The organism is Streptosporangium sp. NPDC023963 (assembly GCF_040639135.1).
GTDB lineage: Bacteria > Actinomycetota > Actinomycetes > Streptosporangiales > Streptosporangiaceae > Streptosporangium.
Genome location: NZ_JBEZZK010000014.1, coordinates 202,414 through 222,026, shown reverse-complemented (window position 1 = coordinate 222,026; position 19,613 = coordinate 202,414). Strand labels below are relative to the sequence as shown.

The following is a 19,613-nucleotide window of genomic DNA, read 5'->3' as shown; positions in this document are numbered from 1 at the left end:
TTTTTTCGGGGTTTGTTCAGGGTTTGTTTCGGGGGAACACATGACAGAGCCGCTCACCGGGGAGGATCCACCACGGCTGGGCTCGTTCGAGCTGATCGGACGGCTCGGCGAGGGTGGCCAGGGGATCGTCTACCTCGGGCGGGGGCCCGGGGGCGAGCAGGTCGCCGTCAAGCTCCTGCACCACGGGCTGACCGGCGACCCCGAGGCCAGGGCCCGCTTCCTGCGCGAGGTGTCGGTCGCGCAGCGGGTGGCCCGGTTCTGCACCGCGGCCGTGCTGCACGCCGACCTCGCCGGCAGCCGCCCGTACATCGTGAGCGAGTACGTCCCGGGACCGTCCCTGCGCCTGCTGGTCGACCGGGAGGGGCCCCGGCGCGGCGCCTCCCTGGAGCGCCTCGCCGTCAGCACGGCCACCGCGCTGTCGGCGATCCACCGCGCGGGCATCCTGCACCGCGACTTCAAGCCCGCCAACGTGCTAATGGGCCCCGAGGGCCCGGTGGTGATCGACTTCGGCATCGCCAGGGCGCTGGACTCGCCGGGGATGACGGCGACCGGGGTGGCGATGGGGACCCCGTCCTACCTCGCGCCCGAGCAGCTCGGCCCCGGCGAGGTGACGCCCGCGGCCGACGTGTTCGCCTGGGGCGTCACGATGGTGTTCGCCGCGACCGGCACGCCCGCGTTCGGCCAGGACTCCATCGCCGTCGTGATCAACCGGATCCTGAACGCGCAGCCCGAACTGGGCCCGCTGGAGGGGCCGCTGCGCGACCTGGTCGCGGCCTGCCTGTCCAAGGACCCGGCCCAGCGCCCCACCGCCGAGCAGCTCGTCAGCCACCTGATGGGCTCGGGCCCCACCACCCCGGTGCCGCGCCCGGCCGCCTTCCCCCTCCCCGGTACCGGCGTCGGACCCGCGTCCGGCGTCGGACCCGCGCCCGTGCCCGGGACGACCGCGCGACAGGGCGGGCAGGGCGTACAGAGTCAGGCCGGACAGGCCGGGCCGCGGCACGGCGGACCGAAGCATGGCGGATCAGGACAGAAGCGTCAGGAACCCGGCGGGAGGAAGGCGCCCCGGCCGGTGGGGCTCCTGCTCGCCGGGGTGGCGGTGGTGGCCGCGCTCGGCGTGGCCGCCGGGGCCGTGGCGCTCCTCCAGGACGACGGCAAGGCCGCGGCGGCGCGACCGGTGGCGACCTCCGCCGTGTCGGAGGCCGCGGATCAGGAGCCGACGCTCATCCCCGACGTCGTGGAGGAATCCCCCCAGCCCTCGGAGCCGGCCTCGGAGGAGGATACGGTCGCCGCGATCACGCCCCATCCGTCCCGGCGCACCTCCCCTCCGACCTCCCGGCCGGCCGGGGGTCAGGACCCCGATACGGGGAAGCCGACGCCGAAGCCCAGCGGATCCCCCTCGCGGACCCCCACCGCCAAGCCGACCCCGTCCGCGAAACCGACGACCACGCCGACGACCACGCCGCGGCCGAGCGGCACCCCCAAGCCCTCCTCGTCTCCGAGTCCGACCTCCAAGCCCACCACCGCGAAACCGACGGTGAAGCCCACCGCCACGCCGAGCCAGAGGCCCAACCCCTACACGGCCACCGGCGTCTGCGGGAGCGGCTACAAGGTGGTCGCCTCCAGGGCCCTGGGCCGCGCGGCGACCGTCTACCTCCTCTACAACACCGCCCAGGGCAGGAACTGCGTCGTCACCATGTCCAGGTACGTGTTCCCGTCCAAGATCGCGATGAACGCGATCCTCCAGGTGAAGGGCGGCTCCACCGCGAGCAACTCCGGCAGGTTCACCGTCTACGCGGGCCCCGTACGGCTCCCCGCCGTCAAGAAGTGCGTCATCTGGGGCGGCTCGCACGGGTCACTGTCGTGGAGGAGCGGCTGGAGCCACTGCGGCTGAGCACAGAGGTGCCGCAGGTCTCGCCGGTTCCTGTCGTTCGCCGTCGAAAGCCGTCCTCGGGCAGCACCGGAGCAGATCCCCCGGGAGCGACCGGAACTCCGGGCCGCTCGGAGTGCCGGAAGCGGTGATCAGACGCTCGGGCGTGCGGACCCCTTCCCGCCCGGACGGTCAGATCCTGTGCAGGCGGCGGATCGGCGGGATGAGCAGGAGTGCGGCGCAGACGGCGGCGGTGACGCCGGTCGAGACGAACAGCAGGTCCCGGGGTTCGACGATCGAGGAGACCGGGCCGACGAGGGCCTGGCCCACGGCGACGCCCGAGACCGAGCCGGCGACCTCGTAGGCGGTCACCCGGTTGAGAACGTCCGGAGCCACCTGCGTCTGGACGCTCGTCGACCACATCACCGACCAGAACGCCCAGGAGGCGCCGCCGAGCAGATGTCCCGCCATCAGCGGGAGAGGCGGGAGTTCCAGGGCGGCCGACAGCGGGATGCAGATGAAGCCGGTCAGGGCGACCGCGCCCGCGGCCAGCGGGCGGGCGGGGCGGAAGCGGATCGCGACCAGGCCGCCGAGCACGGTGCCGGCGCCGAGGGCTGCCATCGCCCAGCCGTAGGCGGCCTCGCCCAGGCGGTCGCCGATCAGCCGGGAGCCGAGCGGGATGTAGGGGCCGAACACGAACATGCCGAAGAAGACCCAGACCAGGATCACCGACCACATCCAGCTGCGGGAGCGGAACTCCGTCCAGCCGCGCCGCAGGTCGAGCAGGACCGTCGAGGACTTCCCGGCTCCGGCTCCAGCCCCGGCTGCGGGGGCGAGCCTGATCAGGGCCAGGCAGAGGCCGCTGACCAGGAAGGTGGCCGCGTCGAGGGCGTAGACGGCGCCCGCGCCGGTCAGCGCCATCAGCAGTCCGGCCAGGACCGGGCCGCCGAGCTGGGTGGCCGCATCAGCGATCTTGAGGGTGCCGTTGGCCCGCTGGGGGTCCTTCGCGACCAGCGGGACCATGCCGTTGACGCCGGGCTGGAACATCGCGGCGGCCGTACCGGACAGCGCGGAGGCGACCATCAGCAGCCACAGCGACGGGGTGCCGGTGAAGAACGCGACGGCGAGCACGCCCTGGGTGACGATCCGCACCAGGTCCGCGCCGACCATCATGGCGCGTGCGCCGATCCTGTCGGAGAAGACTCCGCCGAACAGCACGAACAGCACGAAGGGCGCCGTCCAGACGGCGAGAACGTACCCCACGCCCGAGACCCCGTAGACGGCGCCGACCGCCAGCGCCGTCGCGACCGGCATCATGGCGTCGCCCAGCAGCGACACCACCCGGGCCGCGAAATAGAACGAGAAATCCCTGGTCCAGAGCGCGGGCGGGACGCTCGCGGCATCTTCACGATCGAGAATCGCGGTCATGTGACGAACTCCATGACCACTCATTCTGGATATCAGCGCATATCCCCGCAGACGTCCCGAATGACATTGTTGGGTACATTCTTGCCATGAGGCATCGCGTGGTCGCCCTGGTCGGCCCCACACAGGAGATGTATCCGGTGACCTGCGCGTCCGCCGTGTTCGGCTACCACGGTCCCGACATCCCCCAGCACTACGACTTCCGGCTCTGCGCCGAGCGGCCCGGCGCGATCCCGACCACGCTGGGCGCCGACATCGTCGTCCCCGACGGCCTGGAGACCCTGGCGCAGGCCGACACGATCCTCATCGCGGGCTGGTGCCCAGGGCCGGACGTCTCCGCCGAACTCGGCGCGGCGGTCCTGGCCGCCCACGGCCGCGGCGCGCGGATCGTCGGGGTCTGCGCGGGCGTCCACGTCCCGGCGAGCCTGGGCCTGCTGGACGGCCGCGGCGCCGCGGCCCACTGGGAGCTCACCCACGAGCTGGGACGGCTCTACCCGAGGGTCCGTGCCGACGCGACCGTCCTGTACGTCGACCACGGCGACGTCGCGACGGCGGGCGCCACGGCCACCACCGTCGACCTGTGCCTCAACCAGGTCAGGCGCGACCACGGCGCGGCCCTCGCCATGCGCATCGGCCGGCAGCTGTCGGCGGCCCCGCACCGGGAGGGCTGCCAGCGCCAGTACCCCGCGCTGCCGACGACCGGGCCGCTCCCCGACTCCCTCGCCCCGCTCCTCGACTGGATAACCGCCAACCTCGACCGGCCGCTGACCCTGGAGGACATGGCGGCCCGGTCGGGGATGTCGGCGCGTACCCTCAGCCGCCACTTCACCGAGCAGCTCGGCATCTCCCCGGGCCGCTGGCTGCTCGACCGGCGCATCGCCGGCACCCGCGCCCTGCTGGAGGAGACCGACCTTCCGGTGGAGACGATCGCCCAGCGCGTCGGCCTGTCCTCGGCGGTCAACCTGCGCCGCCGCTTCCGCAAGGCGCTGAGCACCACCCCGGCCGCTTACCGGCGTTCGTTCCGCTGACCGGCGTCCGGCTTGGTTCGCCGCGCGTACGGCGCCGAACCGCGCCACCGCCTAGCCCCGACATACCGCTCGTTGAGCCGGGTCGGTCGCCACGGCGGCAGCGGTGCTCCGGGGCGGGGACGGGGACGACGTCTGGAGCATGACGGCAGCACACCACCTCGCCCCCGCATCACGAGGATTGGACAGTTCACCGACGAGCGCCTCCGTCCAGGTGCCCACACGCGAGGCAACAGCAGACAGGTAAAGCCGCCAAACCTCTACGTCTCGCAGTATGGCGGCTGTGGCCATAGTGCAGGTCCGTGCGTACTGGTGCCGTACGAGGGCCGAGACAAGCCTCAGTCAAAGAAACCGGGGAGGCCGTCTCCACCAGCACCAGCGGCACCTTCCGCAGCGATGTCCGCAGCTCGCGCATTCCGCAGATGAGCATCGACGACCAACGGCTGTGCGGCACAGCCTTCCACGTCCTCGACGAGTTCGAACGGCGTGTCCGGGAACTCACCGAACCGACAACCGCGCCACTTCCCTGGCCCGCGGCGGCCTCACCGGTGGAGTCCTGCACCCCCACACCGACCGGTGAGAGGCGGGGCATCTCCCCACCGGCGTGTCCGGCTCCGGCCAGAGCAGCGGTCAACGGGCCGGGCGCCTTTACCGGCTCGCCACACCGGGTAAAAGTCCGCTGGTGCAAGTCCGTGCATACTCCCGATGGTGGAGGTCATCATGGCGCTACGGTTTCTGGGCATCAATCCCGGCACTCCGAACGACGGCTCTCCGACGATCTGGATCGACGAGGAGACCGGCGACTACATCGTTCAGTCGTACAAGGTGGACGAAGCGATATTGGAAGAGTGCAGGAAGACCGGCGACATCCCCGGCCACGAGACGGTGATCCGGCTCCCAGCGGTGATGATGCAGTTCTTCCCCGAGGTGAACGGCACGACAGAGGCGGCGAGCAATGACATCGGACATCCGTGACGGGCTCAGAGCAGCCCAGTCCTCAGCCGTACACCTGGAGCTCCGGGACGTCTACACTCCGAACGATCCCGACTACCTCGCCTGGATGGCGGGAAACCGGTTCGACCCGGCCGAACGCTGGAGCGACTGGTTCGATCTGATCGTCGCGACGGTCGCCCGGGGTGTCCGTGTACGGCGGGCCCGGATCGTGTCCGAACCGGTGACCGACTACATCCGCTACGAGTACGACATCACCGCCGCACACAACATCGCCGCAGGCGAGGAGGTCCGGTGGCTGCCCCGGCGGCAGGCCGCCGACCTGCTCGTTCCGGGCAGCGATCTGTGGATCTTCGACGGATCCGTGGTCGTGTTCAACCACTTCACCGGCGACGGCACGTGGCCCGCGGACGGGGTTGAACGGCGAGCCGACGAAGCTCTGGCCAAGCGACTTCTGGACGCGTTCGACACGGTCTGGGAGCGGGCGACACCCCACCAGGAGTATCGGCCCACCTGATCGTTTAATGTCCTCTCGTGTCCTCGTCCGTCTCCTCCAGCGCCCGCGCGGCCAGGAAATCCCTGGCCGGCCGACTGAGGGAGATCCGCCTCGATGCGAGTCTCAGCGCACGAGCGCTGGCGGCGGCGGCCGGATGGCATGAGTCGAAAACCTCCCGCATCGAGAACGCGAAGACGCCCCCCGCCGACGCCGACATCCGTGTCTGGTGCCGGGTGTGCGACGCCGAGGACCAGATTCCCGACCTGATCGCCGCGGCACGTGAAGTGAACTCGATGTGGGTCGAGTGGAAACGGATGGAGCGGGCCGGTCTGCGGCAGGCACAGGAGGCGCAACTGCCGCTGTACGAGCGGACCCGTCGCTTCCGTAGTTACGCGCCCAGCCTGGTCCCAGGGATCATCCAGACGCGCGCCTACACCACCGCGGTCCTACGGGCGATCATGCAACGACGGTCGATCCCCGATGATGTGGATGCCGCTGTCGCGGCCCGGATGGAACGGCAACGCGTTCTCCACGAAGGCGGTCATCAGTTCGCTTTCCTCGTGGAAGAGGCGGTGCTGCGCTCGGTGATCGGGGGCAGGGAGGTGATGGCCGCCCAGCTCGACCACCTGACCGTGGTGGCGTCCCTGCCGTCTGTCAGCCTCGGCGTCATTCCGCTCGGCTCGGATCGGACTCCGATGCGATGGACCGTCGAGGGGTTCTGGATCTTCGGCACCGAGCAGGTGTCGGTGGAGCTTGTGTCGGGATACTTGACGGTGACGCGGCCCAGCGAGATCGACATGTACGACCGCGCTTTCACCGAGCTTGCCGAACTCGCGGTGTACGGCGCCGACGCGCGGGCACTGATCTCGGCCGCGCTGCATGCTCTTACCCGATGAATTGTGCAAGCACCTGCAAGTTCGTTGAACCTCGCACGCGCTGATTTCTACCGTCAGGAGCATCCGCTCACCTGCCGCCGCACATCGCCTTCGCTTGCACAACGGCTCCGTCACACGCAGCCGAGAGCCACGGCCACAGCGGCGCCCCTCCCGGCAAAGGGTGGAGTCGCACTACAGCGCACCTCACGGCACGGCACGTTCCCCTAACCGGAAAGGGCACATGATGGTCACCGATCCTCTTTCCCCGCTCACACCGGCCTCCGTGGAGTTCCTCGAACTCGAACTCACGAACCGCTGCCAGCTCGTCTGCGCGCACTGTTACGCCCGCTCCGGCCCCACCGAGAGCCACGGCACCATGAGCACCGCCGACTGGCAGCAGCTCATCTCCTCCGCGCCCGCCGCCGGTATCCGCAAGATTCAGTTCATCGGCGGCGAGCCGACCGTGCACCCCGGCTTCGCGCATCTGCTCACCCACGCGATCAGCAACGGCTTGCAGGTCGAGGTGTTCTCCAACCTCCTGCATATCCTCCCTCCGCTGTGGCAGGTGTTCTCCCAACCCGGCGTCGAGCTGGCGACGTCTTACTACAGCGACGATTCCGCCGAGCACGACCGGCTCACTCGGCGAGCAGGCAGCCATGCCCGTACCCAGGCCGCGATCATCGAGGCACTCGACCGCGGTATCCCTCTCCGGGTCGGGATCATCGATCTCGGCGATGGGCAGCGCACCGAGCAGGCTCGTGCTGAGCTGGAGCGGCTCGGCGTCACCCGGATCCGCGTCGACCGGGTGCGTGGTGTCGGCCGAGGCGTCGTACCGGCAGGCACAACGCCAACCGTGGCAGAGCTGTGCGGCCGGTGCGGCGACGGTCGCGCCGCCGTCTCCTGCGACGGCGAAGTCCGCATGTGCGTACTGTCGCGCTTCCTGCCCTCCGCGGGCGACGTCCGCCGAACTCCGCTGACGGACATCTTCACGGGTGCCGCGTGGCGGAACCTACTCGTCCAGGTGCCGCGCCGCCGCCCCGTCACGGCGTGCAACCCCGACAGCGACGGCAACGACTGCTCCCCGGCCGAGACCGTCGCTCCGCCTCCGGTGCCGCTGCCGGTCACCATCCCCCGCCGCACAGTGGCGACGGCCGGTACGGCGGGAGCAGACTCCTGAGCATGGACTGGATCCCGTACGCCTCCGCGCTCGCCGAGCATGCCACCCGCCCCGGATCACCGTGGCGGCTCCCCGTCACGGACACACCCCGGCACACGTTCGTACCCCGCTGGTGGAAAGCCGCCGGCAACGGAGCGTGGACCCTGCAGGACGGGCCCGGCGACGCGGAAGCCTGGATGGCCGCCGCCTACAGCGACCGCAGCCTCGTCACCCAGGTCGGCACGTCACACGCCGACCACGCCAGGCCGCAGGACCATCCGACCGGGAAACCGACGTCCTCGTCCACCCTGCCGACCCTGGTCGTGCAGATGCTTGAGCACGCCGCCATCGAGGACACCTCCACCGTCCTGGACGTGGGCACCGGCTCCGGGTACGGAACGGCGCTGCTGTGCGCCCGTCTCGGCGCGGCCCGGGTCACGTCGATCGACGTGGACGCCTACCTCGTCAAGGCGGCCGGGGAACGACTGGCCGAACTCGGCCACCAGCCGTCCATGGTGACCGGCGACGCCACCGGCTCCCTGCCGGGGCCGGTGGATCGGATCGTCGCCATGGTGTCGGTACGGCCGGTCCCCACCTCCTGGCTGGCGGCGCTCCCGGCCGGGGGACGGCTCGCCACCACCATCACGAACACGTCGATCATCCTCACCGCCACCAAAACCGAGGACGGCGGCGCGATCGGTCGCATCGAGCGAGACTGGGCCATGTTCATGCCCACCCGCGTCGGCGCCGACTACCCACGCCGGGAACGGACACTCCTGAAACGAGCCCGGACCGAGGACGGCGAGGACGTCGGCCCAGGCAGGTTCCCGGTGCTGGATGTGATCGAGTCATGGGAGGTACGGTCCATGCTGGAACTCGCCGCCCCCGGCATCGAGCACCACCACGAGACCGACGGCGACACCCGCATCGCGCTCATGCTCCACGCGGACGGGTCATGGGCACGCGCCGAGCAGGCCGGGCAGGCGCCACCAGTGGTGCATCAGGGTGGCCCGCGTCGCCTGTGGGACCTGCTGGACGAGGTCCGTGACCACTGGCTGCGGCATGGGCGACTCCCGCTGTACGGCGCCCTGGCCCGGGTCACTCCGGACGGGACGATCCACCTGCGGCGCGGCACCTGGAACGCCGTCATCGGCTAGGCCGACGAGCCGGGAAGAGGAGAACGACCCGGGTGTGGCTCGTGGTCGCCCGCTGAGCAGGACGGGTTGCACAGCACGTCGACCCAGATGTCGGCGACCGGCGCGGTGATCTGCTCGACGGTCTCGGCCGGGATCACGTCGTCGGTGACATCGGCCCAGATCAGGCGTACCGCCGCCGCCAGCGTGACGATGTGGGTTCCACACCCCGCACACAGGCGCACCCCGTCGGACAGGTCCACGATGGGCAGCGGACCGCTCACCGAGACCTCCACTCCGCGCAGACGAACCAGACGATCTTGCCGTCCGCCGGCTTGCCCTCCGACGCCGGTACGACGCCCCACCGGTCGGCGTAGGCCGTGACGATCGCCAGCCCGCGACCATGCTCCTCCTCCGGACCGGCCGGGACCGGGTTCGGCCACCCGGCGCTGTGGTCGGTGACCTCCCCACGAACCACCCGCCCGTACATGTACAGGGCGAGGGTGATCGGCGCCTTGCCGTGTAGGATCGCGTTGCTCACCAGCTCGGACACGACCATGGTCACGTTCTTCTCCACGGAGGACATGTCCCAGGCGGCGAGAACCTCACGCGCGAGACCGCGCGCCTTACCGACCGCTTCGGGATCGGCGGGCAGATCCCAGCATGCCTCAAGGGCGTTTTGAGGTGTCTTCATAAGTGCTCCAGCGAGGGCGAGGCCGACAGAGGGAGTGCCGCACTTGGCGTGCGCGCTTAGAGAAAAGACCGGTCTCCATCACTGGTGAGCCGAATCCTGCTTGGTCATCGCGGGATGGAGAGGCCGGCGTCTCGGACGAGTGGGGATCAGGTCCGTGGACGCCGGCCTTTGTGCGCTCCACGTCCGGCAAGGGAGACCGCAGATGTGGACCGGCCTCGGGTTCGGCGGATCGGGCGGTCTTCGATGTCGCGGAGCCGTACACGGAGGCGCCGTGCTCTCGGCTCTTCAGCCGGTTCCCGCAGTGCCCGTTGAAGGGCTTCCTGGCCGACACGTTCTCGGTTCATGCCGCTGACCGTACGACGGGCCTTGGACGGAGAACCCAACCAGCGGTTGGGGGTCGCTATCCGATGAGGCGGGCTCGGGTGGCGAGATCGAGGAGGGGGTGTGCGGGGCGGCGCTGTTTCTCGATCATTTGTGTGATGGTCTGCCGGGCGACCGGACTGAAGACGATCGTTTCCGTGGAGTGCCGTTCGGACATCAGCAGGCACGTCAGCGCCTGGTCGGGGTCGCGGCGGTGGAGTTGGCCGCGTGCCAGGTCGATGAGGTGCTGCGCGCGGCGGTTCGACGAGGGGATGGTGGAGATCGAGATCGCCTTCGCGCGGTCGACCGCTGCGGCCGAGCAGCCGACCTCCACCTCGATGGCGACGGCGTAGATGGCCACGTTCGTTTCCCCGAACATCGTCAGCGGGTTGTGGTGGGTGGGTCCCAGCTTGGTCGCCGCGCGGTGTGCGAGGTCCCAGTGCCGCCAGGCGTTCGCGGTCTGTCGATTTTTCGCGTACGTGATCGCGGTGAACAGCTGAAGAGAGCCCCACGCGGACAGCGCGTTGCCGGACGTGCCAAGAGCGGGCCGCAGATGGTCGGCCGCCGTCGTGGCGATCTCGCATGCCTCGTCGATCTGGTCACGGCCCAGGGCGGACATGGTCGAGGTCCAGGCCGAGGTCGCGATCAGGACCGGGTCGTCGGTTTCCTCAGCGGCGACCATCGCGCGATCAGCGGCACGGGCCGCGAGTTCGGGCTCACCGACGCAGTAGAGGAACCGCTGGGCCAACTGGAACACCTCAGCCAGGATCGCCCAGGTTTGGGGACGTTCGGAGTGCTGCGCCGACCGGTGAAGACCGAGGGTGTCTCGCAGCAGTCCGGGAGCCACCATGCCCAGCGCCGTGTACGGCCGGGCGGACCGATGCCAAGCCGACCAGGCCATCGCCAGCCGACGTCGTACTCTGCCGATCTCGATCGTGAGGTCACTGACCGGCTGGGCGGGAAAGGTCGGGGTGGAGAGCACATTCCGGATGGCAGGCACCGCCTCGTGCTGGAGTCTGCCGCCCTCGCTGCGGCTGCAGGTCAGCCCGTCCAGGCGGTTCTCCACGATGAGGGCAAGGTCGCGGACTCCGAGCACGTGAGCCAAGCCGACCAGTGTGGAGAGCTTGTCCAGGCGTTGTTCACCGCGTTCGACCTGGCGGAGCCATTCTTCGGTGCGTCCGCAGAGTTCCGCGCAGGCTCGCAGGCCGAGTCCTCGGCGTAGCCGGAGCGCGCGGACGCGTTGGCCGATGAGCCGGTCCGCCTCGCCGGGATCTTTGTGTCGCGTCGCCATGGCAGGACCTCGGCCCTCGGACGTAGTGTTCGCCTGGGCTCACAGTAGCCCTGTCGCTACGTCATCGGGTGACAACGTTAAGTGATTTCTGCAGTGAGGAGAGCGGCGGAACATGACGAGCGGCAAGCCGGTTCTGTATGTGATCGCGTGTGGAGGGCGACCGGCCGCGGAGCTTCCCCGTCTCGTGGGGCATGCCCAAGCGCAGGACTGGACCGTCTGCGTGGTCACCACACCGTCGGCGACGAAGTTCGTCGACACGACACGGCTCGCACAGCTCACCGGATACCCGGTGCGAAGCGACTACAAGCGCCCCGAGGAGCCGGACGTCCTTCCCCCTGCTGATGCGATGGCCGTGGTGCCCGCCACCTTCAACACGATGAACAAGTGGGCCCAGGGCATCAGCGACACCCTCGCCCTGGGACTGCTCAACGAGGCGCTCGGGCTCGGACTGCCGCTCGTGGCCGTGCCCTGGCCCAACATCGCACTCGCCCGCCACCCTGCCTTCGCCAACAGCCTGGCCCTACTGCGCGAGTGGGGCGTGCGGGTCATCTTCGACGTGGAGCGGCTCCCCGCCCCCAACTCGGGCGAGCCCGGAGCGGTCACCTTCCCCTGGGACGAGCTTCGCGAAGAACTTCAGGAAGTACGATCCGCCTGCAAACCTTGATCACCGCTGCACACGAGACCGAGCTTCTCTCTGACGGGCATCGGCTGTGCGGGCATGACCGTGACCAACCGCCGGGCCAGGGCTTTCAAGCCCGGCCGGTGGCTGGTCAAGACGGAGGCGCCGCGCAGCACGAGTTCGGCCAGGCGCGGCGCGTTCTGGTGGCGGGCGTTGAGCCGAGTGGGCCGCCAGACGGGCAACTCGTGACCGCGTGAAGGCAGGGTGGTGTCGACCAGCCGAACACGCAGGCGCAGCAGTCTGGCGCGGACGTCAACGCGGGGGTTTGTGTGGGTCGATCACGTCACTGCCACCCGACCATGTCATTCCACAGACGGGGCAGTGGACGTACCAGTCCTCCCACCCGTCCCGGAACTCCAGGCGTCCCTTCCGCCCGGTCCCCGGACATACTTCCGGGACTGGGGGTTCCTCCGATACTTCGGGATCGACATGGAGGGCCGCTCTGGGTGCTTCGCCGGTCGTTGACGCACTCTCCGAGCTCTGGAAGGTCGTGGTGGTCGACTGGTTGGGATGGCGAGGGCCGTGGCCGGGGGGCGGGGTGAGGGTGGAGGTGTAGTTCTCGCCGTCTAGCAGGGGGGTGGTGAGGCTTACGCCGGATGCGGCCATGCAGTCGTACTCGGCGAGGACGAGGTCCTTGGTGCGGTACGTGCCGTACTTTGCGATCTCGTTGTTCTTGAGGCCGCCATTCTCGGTCTGGAAGGTCTCCAGGATGTAGTCCACGTCGGGGCGGTCGATGCCGTAGAGGTAGAAGAAGTAGGCGTCCAGCTCGGCGCGGATCTGAGCGCGGCGATCCTCGTCCCATCGGAAGGGAGCATCGGTGTCGCCGAGGTCACGAGCGAGTCCGGCCATGTCGTGGGCGGCGTAGACGAGTTCGAGGACGCGAGGAACGAGGAAGGGGGTATGGGGTTCCAGTGTTCGAGGCGCGGGGACAGGGAGTTGCTTCCATGTCATGAGAGCCATGTGAATGCCGCCTACCTTCTGGCGGCTCACGAAGTCGAAGACCAGGGAACTCTGAGCAGCGACGAGGGCAGCGACGAGGATGGGTGAGACACGCGGCAGCATCAGGGGATACGTGTGTCCAGCAGCGGCACGTGGAAGGAAGGCGGGAATAGCGGTCCGCTCGTTGGTCGACGAGGTGACATCACACCAACCGCAGAGCCAGTCTCGATCCCACTGAATATCCTTCAGGCGTAAGGAGACACCGGGAACAGAAATATCCTTACCATTCCTCTGTGTCGGAATCAGTCCATTATCGGCGATCCAATTCAATGGTAGAGCAAGCCGATTCGCATCCTGAAGTTCCTTGACCGTGAGGTAACGCGGCTGGTTCTGACGGTTGACCGCTGTCTCGCTCTTGACCACGTCGGCGGCGCGATGGTTGAAGAAGTTGACCATCTTCGCCTCGTACAGCGGCAGCATCCGTTCCCCGCCCCGGACGAACACGTTGCCGTGTAACTCCCACCCCTCCTTGTCCAGTTGTTCCCGCGTGCGGAAAAGGTCGGAGTCGTCGGTCATGTTGAAGAGATTCTTGAAGGTAATACCCCAGGTATTGCCGTTTTTCTCGGTCTCGTTCCATAGGACCGGGACATGCCGGTAAATCGCAACAGTTAAGTCAGCATCCTTGCGAGTACGGAAGATGGGGAGAGTTCCGGTGTTGGGGTTGATGAGGGCGATCTCCTCGGGACTGAGCGCGAATACGCGCTCGGAGTCGTCGAGGTCGGTCGTGTCCTCAAGGAAGAAGGCGAACTTCGCCGCCGGTTCACGTAGGTTCCGGCCGGTCATCGAGAGCAGACAGAACTTGTAGCGGGAGTCCACCCCGACGAAGAGTGGCTTGAGGTTCTCGAAGTCGTACAGGGAGGCGATGGCGCCGCGCCGGGTGAGGTCGCTGAAGAGGTGCTGCGCTCCCGCCCCCGTCGCGATGGCCGTCGGGATGATGCAGCCGAAGCGCCCCTGGGGTGCGGCGATCATCGTGAACCGCTCGGCGAAGAGTTGATCGGTCTGAAGCGAGTTGACGCCCTTAACCGTAAGCCCCTTGGCACACAGCGGGTATGCCCCAGAGCCGCCCGCGAACAAGAACGTGGACTTGACCTTGCGGCGTTCGGCCCAGTAATGCTTACCGGCCCCCGGATTCTCTTCGGCCCACTCGGCGATCCGGGTCCGGCGGGCCGTGCCTGAGATCTCGGCGATCGACGGCTCGACAATGCTGAAGTACTTCTTGTCCTCGAAGTCGACCTTGTCCCACGGCGGATTGCCGAGGACGCAGGAGAAGCCGCCTGTCCAGCCGGTAGCAGGGTCCACGCCCGCGCCGCCATCTGGAACCGTGAAGACATCGGGAAACGCCAGATACCAATGGAAGAAGCGGTACTGCTCGCGGAGCCGCACGATCTCCTCGTGGGTCTCCTGTGAGGCCGCCGTCGCCTCCGGGTCCTGCAGAGCGCGGAAAACCTTCTCGGTGATCGCGGGCGGGGCGTCCTTGGTCTTGTGCCACATGAACGCCGCGCACCAGGCGTCGGCCACGTGCACGGCGTGGACGTACGCGGCGGAGGTCTCCCAGGCGCGGTAGTCCTCGGCCTGCCGGTGGACCTCGGCGAGGGTGCCGGAAGGAGCGGTGCTGATCCGGCGCAGACCGGCGGCGAAGGCGGTGTTGGCCACCTTCGTCTCCTTCACCACCTCGAACAGCGTGCCCTGTCCCGCGCGTTCTTGGTCGTTCTGCTTCTCCAGAGACCTCGCGAATGCAGCGTCGTCCCCCTCGACCGCCTTGAACGCCTTGTTCGGGATACCGTCACGCAGCAGGACCGGTGTCGCCCCGATCAGGCCGTTGCCGTGCTTGATGTGCGCGTCCAGGAAACCGAGCGGCTTGCCCGGCTCCAGGGCCTCCAGCCAGAGCGACACCTTGGCCAGCTCGACGGCCATCGGGTTGAGGTCGACGCCGTACACGCAGCGCGCGATCACCTCGTGCAGCGCGTGCCGGACCGCGTCCAGGGTGGGTTCGGGGTTGCGTTCCCGTACAGCGGCGACGCGCTTGGCGATCCGGCGGGCGGCGGCGACCAGGAAGTGGCCGGAGCCGCAGGCCGGGTCGCAGACGGTCAGTGAGAGCAGCTCGGTGACGATGGCCTCGGCCGGGTCGGGCTCGCCCGCCGCCGACGCCTTCAGCTCACCGCGCTTCTGCGCGTCGTCGATGACCGGATCGAGGGTGGAGTCGAGCAGTGTCTCGATCAGGGAGCTCGGTGTGTAGTACGAACCAGTCTTCTTGCGGTCGTTGCCGAGGCGGTTGACCAGCTCGAAGGTGCGGTCGACGGCGCTGTGCTTGGGGACGAGTTCGAGGAGCGACTCGTAGATGGAGCCGAGTTCCTCCGAGCCCATGTTGCGATAGTCCACCTGACGCCAGCGGGCCGAGTTCACGTCGCGGACCCGGTCGAGGTGGCGTATGGCCTCCAGCAGATGGACGTTGGAGAGCGACAGGCCGTGCAGCGGGGCATCGGCGGCGGTGTCGTCGAATAGCCCGCCGAGGCCGGGCAGTCCCAGTTCCGGGCGACCTTTCTCGTCTCCGAGCGCCTTGAGCACGATCCCCAGAGCCTGGTAGAGATCGGTGTGCGCGGTGCCCCGGCGGCGGCGTGCCTGGCCGCGTAACCGATCGGAGGAGAAGTAGGCCGCGTATCGCTCGCGGGTTCTCTTGTCCGTCCCGGGCGGGTGGAGCACGTCCCGGTCCTCGGTGACGAAGAGGAAGATCAGCCGGTAGGCGAGGCGGAGCAGTGCGGCGTGGAAGGCGTCGACGTCCAGGTTCTCGCGGAGGGCCTTGTTGTCGGGATGCTTGAGGAAGCCGGTGCCGAGCGCGGTGATGGCCTTCTGGACCCCTTCGCGGTGGTTCTCCAGTGCCCGTGTGCCGGACGCGATCGCCTCGATCCGCCATTTCTCCAGCCAGCACGCCGACGGTGCCTGATCCTCCTCGATCCTGAAGCGGGTGAAGTGCAGCAGCCGGTAGAGCAGGACGAACTCGCTGAACAGCTCGCCGTCGAAGATGGCTTCCAGGTCGAACTCGACGTACGAGGCGGTGGCGAGCGCGTTGGAGTCGCGCAGCAGGCGCAGGCGGCGGCCGTTGGTGAGCACTCCCCACAGCTGGGCGTCGGTGCGGTTGAGGCACTCCTGGAGCAGGGACTGCGGCGGGACGGTGCCCGCGCCGCCAGGACGCTTGTCCAGGGCGGCGTTCCAGGCGACCAGGTGCAGCGGGACGTGACCCCAGCGGTGGCTGATCGCGAAGGTCTTGCCGCCGTCGTCGGACGGGATGCCCGACGCCCCGACCGCCGCAAGGTCACCGAAACCGAGCTCCGCGAAGAGCGGTTCGAGCCACTGTTTGATCGCGAGACCGGTGGGGTCGGACGGGGCCTCGACCTCCGGGGCGACGGGGAGCTTCTCGCGCAGTTCCTTCCAGATCGACTTGAGGTAGTCCCAGTGGCGCTCGGCGTCGTCGCGTACCGAACGGGAGCCGACGGCGCGGTAGTCGGCGGGCAGTGAGCCCTTGACGTCCCGGCCCTCGGAGATGCGGACCAGCATGTCGGCGGGGATCAGGCCGCCGATGGTGTGGACGGCGGAGAAGACCTGGTTGCGGACGGTGGCGGACATCAGGCTGCTCCTCCGGCGACGGCGACAGTGGCGGCGGGAGTGGGGGTGACGGCGCCGGAGGCCGGCAGGTAGACGTAGACGCCGAGGATGTCGGCGGGTTTCTGCGCGGTGACGTCCACGCCCCGGACGATCTCGCCGGAGGCGCTGCGGACTCGGCGGTGCGAGGCGAGGAGTTCGTCGGCGAGCTCCTCGCCGTACGCCTCCAGACGCGCCTTGGTGGCGGGCAGGCCGTCCAGGACGCGGCTCATCGTGCGCTCGCCGAAGGCGGGGGCGGTGTTCTCGTCGGCGGTGGCGTCGAGCAGGCCCAGTGCCTTCTCGGCGGGCAGCCAGACGGCGTTCGCGGGTGAGCCCTCGAAGGCGAGCAGCCGGGCGTCCTCGGCGACGAGCTCCCGCTCCCCCGACCTGGACGGCAGCGTGAGGTGGAAGCGGTAGCGGACCAGGAGCAGCGTGGTGCGGTCGCCGACGGCGTTGGTACGGATCACTCCGCAGCGGCGGGCCGGGCGAGGTCCTTCGGCCTTGGCGTCGAGTGCGGCGTTGAGGACGTAGCCGGCGAGCGCGCCGACCACGGGATCGGTGCGGACCAGGGCGGCCTCACCGCGTGCCACCGCAGCCGTCGTACGGAACGGGACCGGGCGGCCCAGCTCGACGGCGTCGCCGCCGAGGACGGGGGCGAGGACGTCGCGGAGCCCGGCGGGGGCGCCGCTCACCTCCGCGGTGAAGTCGCCGGCGCCGCTCGCGTCGTCGCGCAGGACGCCGTCGAGGGCTGACAGGGAGTGTCGTACGAAGTCGCGGGTCTCCGCCGAGCGTCCGAGGGTGTCGCGGATCGCGGCGACCTCGCGGGCGACCTCCTCGGGGTGGATGGAACGCTGGGCGAAGCGGGAGCGGGAGGTCTTCTCCCGTTCGGCGGCGGACTTCCACTCCGTCTCCAGCTCGGCGGCCCTGTCGTCGATCGCGCCGAGTTCCTCCAGGCCGAAGAGCGTCTCCTGACCGCGTTGCCGGTCGCGCATCAGCACCCATTCGACGATCGCGTCGGTCACCCCGGAGGAGGCCGCGTCCGGGACGGAGACGGAGATGCCGAGGTCCTTGCGGATCTGGCGGTGCTTCTTGATCAGGACTTCGAGGACCTTGCCGTCGATGCCGTTGTCACTGCCCCAGAGAGTGATGATCTTGACGATGTCCCGCTTCTGGCCGTAGCGGTCGACGCGGCCTTCGCGCTGGTCGTGGCGGGTGGGGTTCCATGCCAGGTCGTAGTGGACGACGGCGTCGAAGTGGTGCTGGAGGTTGACCCCCTCGGACAGGCAGTCGGTGGCGATCAGGACGCGGCGGGCCGCGCTGTCGTCGCCCGCCTCGTCGGCGAGTTCCTCGATGCGCTGCAGGCGCTGCTGCGGGGAGAGGGTCCCGGTGACGGCCCGGACAACGGTCTTCTTGCCGAGCTTGCCGTCCAGGTGTTCGGCGACGTACTCGGCGGTCGGGATGTAGCGGCAGAAGACGATCGGGTGGTAGCCCTCGTCGAGCAGTTTCTTGAGGTGCCTGACCAGCGCCGCCAGCTTCAGGTCGTCGGCCGTTCCCTCCAGGCGGGCCGCCCGGTCGGCCAGTTCGGCGAGCCGTGCGTCCCCCTTTCCGGTCTTCGCGATCTCCGCGCCGGTCCCCGTGATCTCCGCGATCTCCGCGCCGGGGGCGACGTCGAGACCTTCCAGGGCGTCGTTCTCCGAGGAGTCGCTGGTCAGGGGTGCGCCGAGCCTGTCGGCCTCCTCGGCGGTGGTGGCCTTCGCCGCCGCCGAACGGGTGCGCAGCGTCTGAGCTGCGGCACGCGGTGAGGAGACCAGGGAGCGGAGCAGCGCGATCGCCGACCACCAGGCGATCCGGGTCTCGCGCCTGCCCCGGTCGCCGGCGGCGGTCACCCGCTCGCGTGCGTAGGCGATGGCGTCGTCGAGGAGTGCCTGGTAGGCCGGGGAGAGCTTGTAGGTCTCGTCCTTGAAGTACCGGTCCGAGGGGAACGAGGTCTCCTCGGCCAGGCTGTCGTCGGCCAGCCCGTCGTTCACGGTGAGGAACTGGCGGACGTCGGCTCGCTTTCGGTGCACGAAGTGCGCGGCGAGCAGCCTGCGGCCCTCCTCCGAGCCGAGGTCGACCTCGGCGAGCTCCGGCCTGACCAGGCCCAGCAGGTTGCGGAACGCGCTCTCCTTGCCGCTGTGCGGGGTCGCCGTCACCAGCAGCAGGTGGCGGTCGGCCTTGGGGTCGGCGATGCGTCGCAGCAGCTCGTAGCGCAGCTGGTTCTGCGTGGAGCTGTTCTCGTCGGCGGCGACGCACGTGTGGGCCTCGTCGACGATGACCAGGTCTGGGCAGTGCCGGACGAAGTCGTCGCGATGCCGGGTGGACTTGATGAAGTCGGTGGAGACCACCACGTGGGGGTGCCGGTCGAAGAGGGACTGGCCCAGGTCCAGGCCGCGCTCCAGCCTGGAGACCGTGGAGGCCAGCACCAGTTCGGCGTCGATGCCGAACTTGGTGCGCAGCTCCTGCTGCCACTGCTCGGCCAGCGCGGGTGAGCAGAGCACGGCGAGCTTCTTCGCGCCGCCCTGGGCGAGCAGCTCGCTCGCGATCAGACCGGCCTCGATGGTCTTGCCGATGCCCACGTCGTCGGATATCAGCATCCGTACCGTCTTCTGGCGCAACGCCATCATCAGCGGTACGAGCTGGTAGGCGCGGGGATCGACGGCGATCCCGGCCAGCGAGCGGAAGGGACCGGCTCCGGAGCGGAAGCCGATGCGCAGGGCCGAGCGGAGCAGGCCCGCGGCGTGCGCGTCGCCGAGGTCGGTGGCTGCCGGGGGTGCAAACTCGGCGCTCGTGACCTTCTCGAAGTCGGGGAAGACGGCCGCGATGTCGTCGTCGGCTCCGCCGAGGGGACGCAGGACGAGCATGTCGGGGGCGCTCTCGGGGAGCACCACCCAGTCACGGCCTCGGGCGGAGACCAGGGAACCGACGGTGGGGGGAGTCGTCATCGAAAGGGGGGATCCTTGGCTAGTTGATCGCTGTCGGTTTCCTGG

At 69.1% G+C, this 19,613-nt stretch carries 15 protein-coding genes; 9 read left to right on the top strand and 6 right to left on the bottom strand.

The genetic code is table 11. The features are described from left to right. Positions 1 to 40: 40 nt before the first annotated feature. Positions 41 to 1,891, top strand: coding sequence for a protein kinase (locus AB0F88_RS33165; protein ID WP_362693207.1), 1,851 nt, complete (start codon positions 41 to 43; stop codon positions 1,889 to 1,891). Positions 1,892 to 2,059: 168 nt separating this feature from the next. On the opposite strand, the gene AB0F88_RS33160 is transcribed toward AB0F88_RS33165, so the two are convergent. Continuing rightward, positions 2,060 to 3,295 carry an MFS transporter gene (locus tag AB0F88_RS33160; protein WP_362693204.1) on the bottom strand — a complete coding sequence of 412 codons (1,236 nt, stop codon included), beginning with the start codon at positions 3,293 to 3,295 and terminating at the stop codon, positions 2,060 to 2,062. A gap of 86 nt (positions 3,296 to 3,381) precedes the next feature. On the opposite strand from AB0F88_RS33160, the gene AB0F88_RS33155 reads away from it, so the two are divergent. From AB0F88_RS33155 to AB0F88_RS33130, 6 genes are all read left to right on the top strand, one after another. Next, the gene (locus AB0F88_RS33155) at positions 3,382 to 4,320 is read left to right on the top strand and encodes a helix-turn-helix domain-containing protein (protein WP_362693201.1); all 939 of its coding nucleotides are present in this window, start codon (positions 3,382 to 3,384) and stop codon (positions 4,318 to 4,320) included. 705 nt (positions 4,321 to 5,025) lie between these two features. After that, positions 5,026 to 5,292, top strand: coding sequence for a hypothetical protein (locus AB0F88_RS33150; protein WP_362693198.1), 267 nt, complete (start codon positions 5,026 to 5,028; stop codon positions 5,290 to 5,292). Beyond that, the gene (locus AB0F88_RS33145) at positions 5,273 to 5,785 is read left to right on the top strand and encodes a DUF6879 family protein (protein WP_362693195.1); all 513 of its coding nucleotides are present in this window, start codon (positions 5,273 to 5,275) and stop codon (positions 5,783 to 5,785) included. Before AB0F88_RS33150 ends, AB0F88_RS33145 begins: the two co-directional genes overlap by 20 nt. 17 nt (positions 5,786 to 5,802) lie before the next feature. Next, entirely contained in the window at positions 5,803 to 6,660 is an 858-nt protein-coding gene (locus tag AB0F88_RS33140) for a DUF5753 domain-containing protein (protein WP_362693192.1), read from the top strand. Positions 6,661 to 6,922: 262 nt separating this feature from the next. Further along, a complete protein-coding gene (locus AB0F88_RS33135; protein ID WP_362693189.1) occupies positions 6,923 to 7,816 on the top strand; it encodes a radical SAM protein in 894 nt (297 codons plus the stop codon). A 2-nt stretch (positions 7,817 to 7,818) separates the two neighbouring features. Beyond that, on the top strand, positions 7,819 to 8,952 hold the full coding sequence (locus AB0F88_RS33130) for a methyltransferase domain-containing protein (RefSeq protein WP_362693186.1): 1,134 nt from the start codon (positions 7,819 to 7,821) through the stop codon (positions 8,950 to 8,952). On the opposite strand, the gene AB0F88_RS33125 is transcribed toward AB0F88_RS33130, so the two are convergent. The 3 genes from AB0F88_RS33125 to AB0F88_RS33115 form a co-directional block, all read right to left on the bottom strand. Next, a complete protein-coding gene (locus tag AB0F88_RS33125; RefSeq protein WP_362693183.1) occupies positions 8,949 to 9,212 on the bottom strand; it encodes a hypothetical protein in 264 nt (87 codons plus the stop codon). The two genes, AB0F88_RS33130 and AB0F88_RS33125, sit on opposite strands and share 4 nt — an antisense overlap. Next, complete coding sequence (locus AB0F88_RS33120) at positions 9,209 to 9,622, bottom strand: ATP-binding protein (protein WP_362693179.1); 414 nt, start codon at positions 9,620 to 9,622, stop codon at positions 9,209 to 9,211. The genes AB0F88_RS33125 and AB0F88_RS33120 overlap by 4 nt, the downstream gene beginning before the upstream one ends. Positions 9,623 to 10,022: 400 nt before the next feature. Beyond that, on the bottom strand, positions 10,023 to 11,273 hold the full coding sequence (locus AB0F88_RS33115) for a helix-turn-helix domain-containing protein (protein ID WP_362693176.1): 1,251 nt from the start codon (positions 11,271 to 11,273) through the stop codon (positions 10,023 to 10,025). 112 nt (positions 11,274 to 11,385) lie between these two features. Between AB0F88_RS33115 and AB0F88_RS33110 the strand changes: the two genes are divergently transcribed. Together AB0F88_RS33110 and AB0F88_RS33105 are read left to right on the top strand one after the other, a co-directional pair. Then, positions 11,386 to 11,937 (top strand): flavoprotein, encoded by a 552-nt coding sequence (locus AB0F88_RS33110; RefSeq protein ID WP_362693173.1) that lies wholly within the window; start codon positions 11,386 to 11,388, stop codon positions 11,935 to 11,937. Between the two features lie 54 nt (positions 11,938 to 11,991). Further along, positions 11,992 to 12,141 carry a hypothetical protein gene (locus AB0F88_RS33105; RefSeq protein WP_362693170.1) on the top strand — a complete coding sequence of 50 codons (150 nt, stop codon included), beginning with the start codon at positions 11,992 to 11,994 and terminating at the stop codon, positions 12,139 to 12,141. A gap of 63 nt (positions 12,142 to 12,204) precedes the next feature. Here the strand turns inward: AB0F88_RS33105 and AB0F88_RS33100 are convergent, their stop codons facing one another. After that, positions 12,205 to 16,572, bottom strand: a complete 4,368-nt coding sequence (locus tag AB0F88_RS33100) for a DNA methyltransferase (protein ID WP_362693167.1) — start codon at positions 16,570 to 16,572, stop codon at positions 12,205 to 12,207. Further along, positions 16,572 to 19,568, bottom strand: coding sequence for a DEAD/DEAH box helicase (locus AB0F88_RS33095; RefSeq protein WP_362693164.1), 2,997 nt, complete (start codon positions 19,566 to 19,568; stop codon positions 16,572 to 16,574). Before AB0F88_RS33095 ends, AB0F88_RS33100 begins: the two co-directional genes overlap by 1 nt. Positions 19,569 to 19,613 lie beyond the last annotated feature (45 nt).

What these genes read in the sequence shown, in the direction of transcription:
- AB0F88_RS33165 (WP_362693207.1), top strand. Translation starts at nt 41, where the DNA reads ATGACAGAGCCGCTCACCGGGGAGGATCCACCACGGCTGGGCTCGTTC.
- AB0F88_RS33160 (WP_362693204.1), bottom strand. Translation starts at nt 3,295, where the DNA reads ATGACCGCGATTCTCGATCGTGAAGATGCCGCGAGCGTCCCGCCCGCG.
- AB0F88_RS33155 (WP_362693201.1), top strand. Translation starts at nt 3,382, where the DNA reads ATGAGGCATCGCGTGGTCGCCCTGGTCGGCCCCACACAGGAGATGTAT.
- AB0F88_RS33145 (WP_362693195.1), top strand. Translation starts at nt 5,273, where the DNA reads ATGACATCGGACATCCGTGACGGGCTCAGAGCAGCCCAGTCCTCAGCC.
- AB0F88_RS33130 (WP_362693186.1), top strand. Translation starts at nt 7,819, where the DNA reads ATGGACTGGATCCCGTACGCCTCCGCGCTCGCCGAGCATGCCACCCGC.
- AB0F88_RS33120 (WP_362693179.1), bottom strand. Translation starts at nt 9,622, where the DNA reads ATGAAGACACCTCAAAACGCCCTTGAGGCATGCTGGGATCTGCCCGCC.
- AB0F88_RS33115 (WP_362693176.1), bottom strand. Translation starts at nt 11,273, where the DNA reads ATGGCGACGCGACACAAAGATCCCGGCGAGGCGGACCGGCTCATCGGC.
- AB0F88_RS33110 (WP_362693173.1), top strand. Translation starts at nt 11,386, where the DNA reads ATGACGAGCGGCAAGCCGGTTCTGTATGTGATCGCGTGTGGAGGGCGA.
- AB0F88_RS33105 (WP_362693170.1), top strand. Translation starts at nt 11,992, where the DNA reads ATGACCGTGACCAACCGCCGGGCCAGGGCTTTCAAGCCCGGCCGGTGG.
- AB0F88_RS33100 (WP_362693167.1), bottom strand. Translation starts at nt 16,572, where the DNA reads ATGTCCGCCACCGTCCGCAACCAGGTCTTCTCCGCCGTCCACACCATC.
- AB0F88_RS33095 (WP_362693164.1), bottom strand. Translation starts at nt 19,568, where the DNA reads ATGACGACTCCCCCCACCGTCGGTTCCCTGGTCTCCGCCCGAGGCCGT.